Genomic DNA, 9,187 nt, shown 5'->3' with positions numbered 1-9,187 from the left:
TATTGCTTTTGAATCTTGGCCCGATCTGTAGTAAAATGAAAGTGCTCTTGCATAGGGATCCTCCTTTTTAATGGTTGGTTGCACTTTCATTTTAAGGGGATCCTCATGCAAGGGCTATTTTTATGCTTGTTTGAGTTTATCTAGCACCACGGGTAAAAGAAAATAATTTCCTTTAATGAGAATATCTTATAGAAAGAGACCTTCCTTTGCATTCACGGATCGATGATTTGGGAGAAATCGCCGTTTTTCACCAGCCCTCTAGGTACTGGTCTAAGCAGCGGGCGTTTTTCCTGCATACAGTGGGACTAAAGCAAGCGGAAGGGGGGAAGCAAGATGAGCCATCTCCAAGTGGCGGATGAGCGCATTTGGCGGCCATGGGGCTGGTGGTTTTGGCGGCCGCGCCCGTTTTTCTTCGGCGCTCCGTTTTTTGGCGCTCCATTTTTCGGCGGCTTTTTAGGCGGTTTGCTCGGGAGCGCATTGGTTCCGCTGTTTTTCTATCCGTGGTGGTATGGCCCCATTTGGTGGTGAGAAACCGGCAAGGGTTGGGCGGACGGCCCACCCTCTTTTCTTGTTTGTTGCATATGAATACAGTGTAGCATTCTAGCTTTGGGGAAAGGAGAAGGAACGATGCTATTTCCAGGATTGTTGTTTGGCGCCCCATTTGTCGGCGGCTTCTTGGGCGGATTGCTCGGCGGCGCGTTAGCTCCGCGTCCGTTTTATCCGTACCCGCCATATCCGCCGTACCCGGGCTGGTGGTATTGAACCTAGCCATGAAGAATAAGCATCCCGTCGGTGAAACAGGGATGCTTATTCGATGATTCCGGTGTCGCGGATCGTCACCTCGGCGGTGACGCGGATCGGAAGGTGGCTGTAGTTCTTATAAAAATCGCGGTGGCGAAACTGTCGGTAACGGCTCGCGGCCAGATCGCCGAAGCCGATCGGATCGATGTGTTTTTCTTGAAAACGGCGGAGAAGAGCCGCGGTTTTCGAACGAATTTGTTGTTCGAATGTTTTTTCGACAGACTTGCGGACATCGAATGTGAATGCCCCACGTTTGTATTCGCGTACGACTCCTTCAAGCGCAAGATGAACATGAATATGCGGGCGGGTTTTTGGTCCTGAAAAGGAAATGGTCCGCTTTGTTGAGATATTTTTAATGGATACGTAGTGTTGGCGATTCAATCGGATCGTATGGGTACCTTCACTGTAGGCATCGGCTGCGATTTTAAAGTAGAACATATCACTCCGCCCAATCGTATCGACCATCCGATCGTTGCGAAAGAGAGCAACACCGATCACTTGTACATCTTCACCCACCCGGCGTATATATGGCAAAAAAGGATCTTTTCCGTCCGCATAGTACGTTTTTAAAAATAAATGCAAATTTGTTTTGGGCAAATCGCGCTGCTCGATATTTTGTTTTAGTAAGTTCGAGAGATAAATGCCGCTTCCTTGCCGGCCGTAACGTCCTTCGAGCAAACGTTCAGCTGTCCCATCGACCACCGCCAAATACAGTCTCGCCCCGATGCTCGCATCGCGGTGGAATTTATTGACAAAGGGAAAAATCCCCCGTTTGGCCAGGCGTTTTCCGTACAAGGCGGTCTCAATGCTTCCGTTGACGAGCGGCTCAGATGTTTTATATTGCAGTTCTTCGAGCACGTCTTTCGCCGTAGGGGAAACGGCTGTCAACGTTTTGTTTGCTGTTTCTCCTTTTTTGTAAACCGGGATGAGAACGGTTCCCCGAATTTTCTCTTTTCCTGCTTCATCAAACCCGACCGCGCTTTCAATGTTGATATCATCCAAAATTTCTTTGCGAAGACAGCCGCAAAGGATCGCGACGGTAAACCCGATCAACAGAGCGGTTCGTATGCTCATACGTTTCCTCTCACTTTCTTCACAATATATGTAATGCCTGCAAGACAAGGAATCCATATATAAAGGAAATAAAAGCCGACTCTGTTTAAAATGGTGTTAACGAAGTCTACTTCTTTGCGGTCATGAATGAGCAGCGTGCTGAAAAAACAAATGGCGGCAATGACGAGCAACGCAGTTTTTTGGCGGACTGGAAAAAGCTGCTTGCATATCCGTGAAGAACACCATAATCCTAAGCAGACGTTCGGCAAAATAATCAGCAGCCAGTTGGCGATGCCGATATATTCGAAGCGTTCAATGAACGGCAATTCCACTATTTTCCACATCGTTAACGTCGGCCAAATTTGCCGCTGCAGTTGTTTTTCGCTAAAATATGCCAATGTCAATACGGTAAGCAACGCATAAAACAATGTCGTCGTCAATAAGGCGGCATGCGCCCATTTGGCGGACTGGTTTCCGCGCTTGATAAAAGGGTAAAAGAGCAAAATCGTTTCGTATCCAAGCATCGTCAATGTCATTTGTTTCGCCGCCTTCACAATGGTTGAAGGGGGATGATCCAATATCGGAAGCAGCTGGTAAAAGTCAGTGTAATCAAGGACAAACCAAAAGGTAAACAACAAATAGCTCGGAATGATCAAGCAAAAAAAGCAAATGCCGACAACAACCCGGAATCCGCCAACGGTAATGTATAGACAAAGAAACAAAAATGCGAGTGAAAATTCCCATGTTTTCAAGTCAGGAAACATCCATACTTGAATCACTTCGATATATGTGCGCAGAACGACAAAGGCCATAGCGGCAAAGTAAAGGGCAAGCAATGACGAAAGGGCTCCTCCGACCCAGCGGCCGAAAAGGCGCTGATGAAGGAGGAGGAAATCGCCATCTGCCTGTTGCAGCAACCAGTATAGCACGATGAGAATCAGATGGGACGAAGCGCCGGCAAGCAGGACGGAAATCCAGGCATCATGTCCGGCTGTTTTCGCGATGACCCGCTGAAATCCGAGCACTCCGACACCGATTTGCATGGACACGATCACAAAAAAGGTCATGAAAGGTGAAACTTGTAGACGTTCGGCAACAGAAGCCATTGTCGTCCTCCTGTCGGTTTGTCATTCGTCGATGTCCCGTTTTTCTTTTGCCTTTTTCCTATTAAAGCGAATGGGCTGCTCGGTCCGCAATGTTTCCGGCCGTTTCGATTGGCTTGTAAACGGCAGGCGGATGAACGCGTCTTTTAAATCCCGCCAACGGGGCGGATATAAAGGAGCAAGGAACGGACGACCGAGCGAAGTTAAGTAAAGCAGATGGGTCATGACAATACAAAAACAAAAAGCAACGCCAAGCAACCCCCACATTTCAGCGAACAGGATAAAGGGAAAACGCATCAAGCGAATGGTGTTCCCGATTTTATAAACGGGAGTAGTAAAGGAAGCCAGTGCGGCGAGCGCCACTAAGATGAGCAAAACATTGCTTGTCAAACCGGCTTCAACGGAGGCGGTTCCAATAACAATCCCGCCCACGATCCCGATCGTTTGGCCGACTTTTGTTGGGAGCCGCGCCCCGGCCTCCCTCAATAGCTCAATCGTTAGTTCGAGAAACAACACTTCCAAAATGGGTGGGAACGGAATTTCCCTTCTTGATGTAATCAAGGTGCCGAGTAAATCTTTTGGAATCAGTTCGTAATGATAGTTCAACGTCGCTACATAGATCGGCGTGATCAAAATGGAAAAGGTGACCGAAAACAGGCGGATGAGACGGAAAAACGATGCGATCGTCCAATTGAGAAAATAGTCTTCAAAGGATGAAAAAAATTCCACTAACGTCGTCGGACCAATCAACACATGCGGAGATCCATCCACTATAATTGCTACTTTTCCTTCGGCCAGCACGGCAGCGACTCGGTCCGGGTGCTCCGTATCGAGCAGCTGCGGAAAGGGGGAGTGCCGGTTGTCCGAAATAATTTGTACGATATAAGAGCTGTCGATCATCTCGTCAAATTCCACTTGTTCGATGCGCTGAAGAACCGTTTGGACGTTGTCGGGATTAGCAATGCCATCAATATACACAACGGCGACTTTCGTTTTCGACAGCGTTCCGACCCTTGTCATTTTGACCGTCAAACGGTCGATCGGGATTCGTTTGCGCAATAAGTACAAATTTGTTTCCAACGATTCAATAAACGACTCCTTCGGGCCGACGACGCTAAATTCCACTTCGGGGATAGTGAGTGTCCGTTCCAATGTTTTTTGCGCCTTTATGAGCAGCCCGGTTTCGTCCGTTTCATGAAGGCGGACGAATAAATATCCCTCGAGCAGTTTGGCCTTTACATCATTTGGGTCGCTAGAGATATAGGCGTCGTCGATCGGAAGAGCTTGGCGTATATCTTCTAAAGATGAAAACGGACGATGAAACAAGTATGGGAAAATAGAGCGAGCGACAGTTTCTATATCAACCATCGGCTTGATATACGACACCCATAGATAGAGACCGGATGTGTCGTTCCGGTACACTTTCGTTTGGAAATCCATCGAGCTTCCTAATGTTTGCAGCGTCGCCCATACGGATGGCGGTGGAGCTGTCATCCCTCTCCCCCTTTGTGTTGAGACTTTCTCATTGTCAGACGAGAAAGAGGATGTCCGCGCGCACTAGAGGACATCCTCGTTTGCTTTCTTCACTGCAGTTGGTTTCCTTGATAAGGGAACTGGCTGGTATACCCTTGGAACTGCTGGTACATTTGCTGAAGCTTTTGCGGATCGGCGGCTTCAAGTTTGTACCAGCCTTTTTTGAACATCAAGTTATACAGTTCGCGCTGGCAGTTTTGTGTTTCTGTGAAAATGTTCATCATTTCTTGATATAACGGTTGGTTGCTCGCCTCATGCAAGTACACGCTGTATGCCGACGTCATGTATTTTTCTGTTGTCAACATATCGTTCAAAAAGTCGCGCTCATTCATTTGCGGTGTTTTCGGCACTTGCGTTTCCGGGTTTTGCACTTGTCTTGTGTTCATGCGGCTTTCCTCCTTTTACATGACCGGCGGTTGCGGCGGGTTTTGCAAATGGCGCAAAATCATGTTGTAATGGCGCTGGTGCATTTGCCCGGCGCGCTCGATCGCCTGCACCACTTCAGGGTCTCGGCATTGTGAGGCGAAAAAGTGCGCTTTTTTCGCTGCGAGCAAGTTCCACGACATCATATCGGAAAAATACATGGCGTCTTTTGTGGACACCATTTGCGGCGGCTCGGGCATCGCCGCCTGCGGGTTCATTTGTGGTTGCTGTTGCATCGTTGTTCGCTCCTTTCGTCGGTTGTTCGCTTGTAGATTGTGCAGAGAGTGGAAAATTATGCGCATATAAAAAATAAACCGTGGGGAAAAAACATATTCAATTGAATTGAAACATGGTACAATAAGAATGGTGAATGCGTTTCCATACAAGGAGGCTTGCAACAGTGGAGCAGTTGATGCGCGATTTTTTCCTGTTCTTATCGAAAAATAAAACATTGACGAAATGGGCGAAACGATACGGCCTCCGCTTCGGCGCGTCAAGGTTTGTCGCCGGCGAAACGATCGAGGAAGCGGTGCGCGTCATCCGCCAGCTGAACGAAAAAGGATTGGCGGTCACGGTCGACTATTTGGGTGAGTTTGTCGACAATGAGCAGGAAGCGAATGAGATGGCGCGCCATTGCTTGGAGGCGATTGAGGCGATCAGCCGGGAGAAATTGAACTCGCAGCTGTCGCTGAAAATGACATCGATGGGGCTTGATATTTCCGATGAGCTTGTCATGCGCAACATGCGCCGTATTTTGGATGCGGCAAAACAGCGCGGTGTGTTTGTGACGATCGATATGGAAGACTATTCGCGCTGCCAAAAGACGCTGGACATTTTTAAAACGTTGAAAAAAGAATACGACAACGTCGGCACGGTGCTGCAGGCGTATTTGTACCGGACGGAACAAGACATTGAAGACTTAAAGCCGTACCGCCCGAACTTGCGTCTCGTCAAAGGAGCGTACAAAGAACCGCCCGAAGTGGCGTTTCCGGATAAAAAAGATGTCGATGAGAACTTTAAGAAGATCATCAAAATGCATTTGCTAAACGGCAACTATACGGCGGTGGCGACGCATGACGACGCCATCATCGAATATACGAAGCAGCTCGTCAAAGAATACAACATTCCCAACAGCCAGTTTGAATTCCAAATGCTGTACGGCATCCGCCCGGAGCGCCAAGTGCAGCTGGCGCGCGAAGGATATACGATGCGCGTGTACGTTCCGTACGGCACGGACTGGTATGGCTATTTTATGCGCCGGCTCGCCGAACGGCCGGCCAACGTGGCGTTTGTTTTAAAAGGCATCCTCCGCAAGTAGGGGCGCAAAACAGAGGAAAACGCCGGCGGACGCCGAGCGTTCGGGCGCAGAAGGGGACAGGCATCCAGCGGCAACGGCCATCAAGCCTTTTTGGATTTCAGACAAACGCCGTTGCATGTCACGGGGCGTCGGGCGGTCATTTGAGGTAAACGCCGTTCAGATCGTGCGGCCTCTCTTTATTTGCAGCTATGACAGGCGGGAGCTGACGCCATGGGCGTCAGTCCCCTTGCATGTTGTGTTTTTTGTACTGCTGGTTTTGGCTTGTCCGCTTGCCGCCGCCGTCGGCTTCGACCGTCGGGCCGGCGTTTCCTTTGACGCTTGCGGCGCTGACGCCGCGTTCAGATGGATTTTTTTTCAACCGGGCCATCGGTGGTTCACCTCCTGATCGTTAGTATGAGCAACATTTCGGAGTGCGATGTCGGGAAAAATATGCACAAATATATTGCGAAAATTATCAACATACTATATATTTAGTTATAGAGAGCGGTTTCAACGATATTTTTTTCATCAAAAAATGAATGACCATTCATTCAATGGTGTGAGGGGGAACCGAAATGGTAAAACGCATTCGGCGCGCCGCGGTGCTCGGGTCCGGCGTCATGGGTTCGGGCATTGCCGCCCATTTGGCGAACGTCGGCATTCCGACGCTGCTGTTGGATATCGTGCCGCGGGAATTGACGAAAGAGGAAGAAGCAAAAGGTTGGACGCTCGAGCATAAACAAGTGCGCAACCGCCTCGCCAATCAGGCGCTCGAGCGGCTGCTCAAGCAAAAACCGGCGCCGCTCATGTCCAAAGACAACATCGCTTTGATTGAAACGGGCAACTTCGAGGATGACTTCCACCGGCTCGCGGAAGTCGATTGGATCATTGAAGCGGTCGTTGAAAAGCTGGAAGTGAAAAAAGAAGTCTTCGCTCGCGTCGACGAGGTGCGGACGCCGGGGACGATCGTCAGCTCGAACACATCCGGCATCTCGATCGCCGCAATGGCGGAGGGGCGTTCCGACGATTTCAAAAAACACTTTTTAGGCACGCATTTCTTCAACCCGCCGCGCTATTTGAAGCTGCTTGAGATCATCCCGACGGAGCATACGGATCCGGATGTGGTCGCCTATATGAAATCGTTCGGCGAAGACGTGCTCGGCAAAGGCGTCGTCATGGCGAAAGATACGCCGAACTTCATCGCCAACCGGATCGGCACGTATGGCTTGCTCGTCACCGTCCGCGAGATGATGCAAGGCGGCTACAGCGTCGGCGAGGTCGATTCGGTGACGGGGCCGCTCATCGGCCGGCCGAAAAGCGCGACGTTCCGCACGCTTGACGTCGTCGGGCTCGATACGTTCGTGCATGTCGCCAACAACGTGTATGAAAACGTCGAAGGGGAAGAAAAAGAGGCGTTCCGCGTGCCGGAGTTTATGAAAACGATGCTTGAAAACGGCTGGCTCGGCAGCAAATCCGGACAAGGCTTTTTTGTCAAGCAAGGAAAAGACATTCTCGAGCTGAACTACGTCACGATGCAATACGAGCCGCGCAAAAAGCTTGTCACCCCGGCGGTGGAGATGGCGAAGCAGGCGAAAGGAGCGGCTGCCAAGCTGCAAACGCTCGTGTATGCCGATGGCGACCGCGCGGGAACGCTCCTTTGGAACATCATCGCACCGACATTGCTGTACACTGCCCGCCTTGTCGGGGAGATCGCCGACGACATCGTAGCGATCGATCAGGCGATGAAGTGGGGGTTCGGCTGGGAGCAAGGTCCGTTTGAACTGTGGGATGCGATCGGCCTCGAGAAGTCGGTGCGTAAAATGCAGTCAGAAGGGCGCGACATCCCGTCGTGGATCACGGACATGCTCGACGACGGAGCCACATCGTTCTATAAAACGGAAAACGGCCGGCTGTTCTATTATGCGCCGGGCGGGTATAAAACAGTAGAAGAAAACGAAAAAGTCATCCACATCCGCCGGCTGAAAGAGGCGCGCGGCGTCATCAAGAAAAATGCCGGCGCCAGCCTCATTGACCTCGGCGACGACGTGGCGCTTCTGGAGTTCCATTCGCCGAACAACGCGATTGGCGCCGATATTGTCCAAATGATCAACGAGGCGCTTGAGGAAGTCAACCGCAACTACAAAGGGCTCGTCATCGGCAACCAAGGGAAAAACTTCTGCGTCGGCGCGAACTTGGCGATGATGCTCATGGAGGCGCAAGACGAAAACTTTTTTGAATTGGAACTTGCCGTTCGCCAGTTCCAGCAAGCGCTTCTCAAAATGAAATACAACCCGAAGCCGGTCGTCGTCGCGCCGTTTGCCATGACGTTAGGCGGCGGGGCGGAAGTGAGCTTGGCGGCTTCACGCATCCAAGCGGCGGCCGAGACGTACATCGGGCTCGTCGAAGTCGGCGTCGGCTTGATTCCGGGTGGCGGCGGCAACAAGGAGCTGTACATCAAACGGTTGAACAGCCTGCCGCGCGGCGTGGACGTCGACTACGTCAAAATCGCGGCCAGCGTATTTGAAACGATCGCCATGGCGAAAGTGTCGACGTCAGCGGCGGAAGCGCGCGAGCTTGGCTTCTTGAATCACCGCGACGGCATCACGATGAACGGCGACCATCTGCTGTATGAAGCGAAACAGGCGGTGCTCTCGATGTATGAGGAAGGGTACCGGCCTCCTGTAAGGAAGAAAGTGCCGGTGGCCGGCGAAAGCGGCTATGCCGCCATGCTGCTTGGGGCGCAGTCGATGTTCCATTCCGGCTACATCAGCGAGCACGATTTGAAAATCGCGAAAAAATTGGCGTATGTTCTAGCCGGCGGCAAAGTGCCGTACGGAACGGAAGTCGACGAGCAATATTTGCTCGATCTCGAGCGCGAGGCGTTTTTGAGCCTCATCGGCGAGCCGAAGACGCAAGCGCGCATGCAGCATATGCTTGTGAAAGGAAAACCGCTCCGCAACTAAAGCGGAGGAGATCA

At 51.0% G+C, this 9,187-nt stretch carries 10 protein-coding genes; 4 read left to right on the top strand and 6 right to left on the bottom strand.

Annotated features, from left to right (window positions below; genetic code table 11):
* Positions 1-333 precede the first annotated feature (333 nt).
* Both DI44_RS01940 and DI44_RS19680 read left to right on the top strand, forming a co-directional pair.
* On the top strand, positions 334-528 hold the full coding sequence (locus tag DI44_RS01940) for a hypothetical protein (RefSeq protein ID WP_033026199.1): 195 nt from the start codon (positions 334-336) through the stop codon (positions 526-528).
* Positions 529-627: 99 nt separating this feature from the next.
* Positions 628-762, top strand: a complete 135-nt coding sequence (locus DI44_RS19680; protein ID WP_011232483.1) for a hypothetical protein — start codon at positions 628-630, stop codon at positions 760-762.
* A gap of 45 nt (positions 763-807) precedes the next feature.
* On the opposite strand, the gene DI44_RS01945 is transcribed toward DI44_RS19680, so the two are convergent.
* The 5 genes from DI44_RS01945 to DI44_RS01965 form a co-directional block, all read right to left on the bottom strand.
* Positions 808-1,875 carry a Ger(x)C family spore germination protein gene (locus tag DI44_RS01945; RefSeq protein ID WP_033026197.1) on the bottom strand — a complete coding sequence of 356 codons (1,068 nt, stop codon included), beginning with the start codon at positions 1,873-1,875 and terminating at the stop codon, positions 808-810.
* Positions 1,872-2,960, bottom strand: coding sequence for a GerAB/ArcD/ProY family transporter (locus tag DI44_RS01950; protein WP_033026194.1), 1,089 nt, complete (start codon positions 2,958-2,960; stop codon positions 1,872-1,874). Before DI44_RS01950 ends, DI44_RS01945 begins: the two co-directional genes overlap by 4 nt.
* 21 nt (positions 2,961-2,981) lie before the next feature.
* The gene (locus tag DI44_RS01955) at positions 2,982-4,451 is read right to left on the bottom strand and encodes a spore germination protein (RefSeq protein WP_033026192.1); all 1,470 of its coding nucleotides are present in this window, start codon (positions 4,449-4,451) and stop codon (positions 2,982-2,984) included.
* A gap of 89 nt (positions 4,452-4,540) precedes the next feature.
* Positions 4,541-4,876: a spore coat protein gene (locus DI44_RS01960; RefSeq protein WP_033026188.1), complete on the bottom strand. Its 336-nt coding sequence runs from the start codon at positions 4,874-4,876 to the stop codon at positions 4,541-4,543.
* Between the two features lie 15 nt (positions 4,877-4,891).
* Positions 4,892-5,149 (bottom strand): hypothetical protein, encoded by a 258-nt coding sequence (locus tag DI44_RS01965; RefSeq protein ID WP_033026186.1) that lies wholly within the window; start codon positions 5,147-5,149, stop codon positions 4,892-4,894.
* Between the two features lie 164 nt (positions 5,150-5,313).
* Between DI44_RS01965 and DI44_RS01970 the strand changes: the two genes are divergently transcribed.
* On the top strand, positions 5,314-6,231 hold the full coding sequence (locus tag DI44_RS01970) for a proline dehydrogenase (protein ID WP_011232480.1): 918 nt from the start codon (positions 5,314-5,316) through the stop codon (positions 6,229-6,231).
* 217 nt (positions 6,232-6,448) lie between these two features.
* Here the strand turns inward: DI44_RS01970 and DI44_RS18370 are convergent, their stop codons facing one another.
* The gene (locus DI44_RS18370; RefSeq protein WP_011232479.1) at positions 6,449-6,598 is read right to left on the bottom strand and encodes a YuzL family protein; all 150 of its coding nucleotides are present in this window, start codon (positions 6,596-6,598) and stop codon (positions 6,449-6,451) included.
* 187 nt (positions 6,599-6,785) lie between these two features.
* Between DI44_RS18370 and DI44_RS01975 the strand changes: the two genes are divergently transcribed.
* Complete coding sequence (locus DI44_RS01975; RefSeq protein ID WP_033026183.1) at positions 6,786-9,173, top strand: 3-hydroxyacyl-CoA dehydrogenase/enoyl-CoA hydratase family protein; 2,388 nt, start codon at positions 6,786-6,788, stop codon at positions 9,171-9,173.
* The last annotated feature ends 14 nt before the right edge of the window (positions 9,174-9,187 follow it).

Origin of the sequence: Geobacillus sp. CAMR5420, assembly GCF_000691465.1 — a bacterium.
Taxonomy (GTDB): domain Bacteria; phylum Bacillota; class Bacilli; order Bacillales; family Anoxybacillaceae; genus Geobacillus; species Geobacillus thermoleovorans.
Note: the sequence above shows the minus strand (reverse complement) of the source record. Positions and strands in the feature narration are given on the sequence as shown.

Coding starts and splice junctions, on each gene's coding strand:
- DI44_RS01940 (WP_033026199.1), top strand. CDS start 334: ATGAGCCATCTCCAAGTGGCGGATGAGCGCATTTGGCGGCCATGGGGC.
- DI44_RS19680 (WP_011232483.1), top strand. CDS start 628: ATGCTATTTCCAGGATTGTTGTTTGGCGCCCCATTTGTCGGCGGCTTC.
- DI44_RS01945 (WP_033026197.1), bottom strand. CDS start 1,875: ATGAGCATACGAACCGCTCTGTTGATCGGGTTTACCGTCGCGATCCTT.
- DI44_RS01950 (WP_033026194.1), bottom strand. CDS start 2,960: ATGGCTTCTGTTGCCGAACGTCTACAAGTTTCACCTTTCATGACCTTT.
- DI44_RS01955 (WP_033026192.1), bottom strand. CDS start 4,451: ATGACAGCTCCACCGCCATCCGTATGGGCGACGCTGCAAACATTAGGA.
- DI44_RS01960 (WP_033026188.1), bottom strand. CDS start 4,876: ATGAACACAAGACAAGTGCAAAACCCGGAAACGCAAGTGCCGAAAACA.
- DI44_RS01965 (WP_033026186.1), bottom strand. CDS start 5,149: ATGCAACAGCAACCACAAATGAACCCGCAGGCGGCGATGCCCGAGCCG.
- DI44_RS18370 (WP_011232479.1), bottom strand. CDS start 6,598: ATGGCCCGGTTGAAAAAAAATCCATCTGAACGCGGCGTCAGCGCCGCA.
- DI44_RS01975 (WP_033026183.1), top strand. CDS start 6,786: ATGGTAAAACGCATTCGGCGCGCCGCGGTGCTCGGGTCCGGCGTCATG.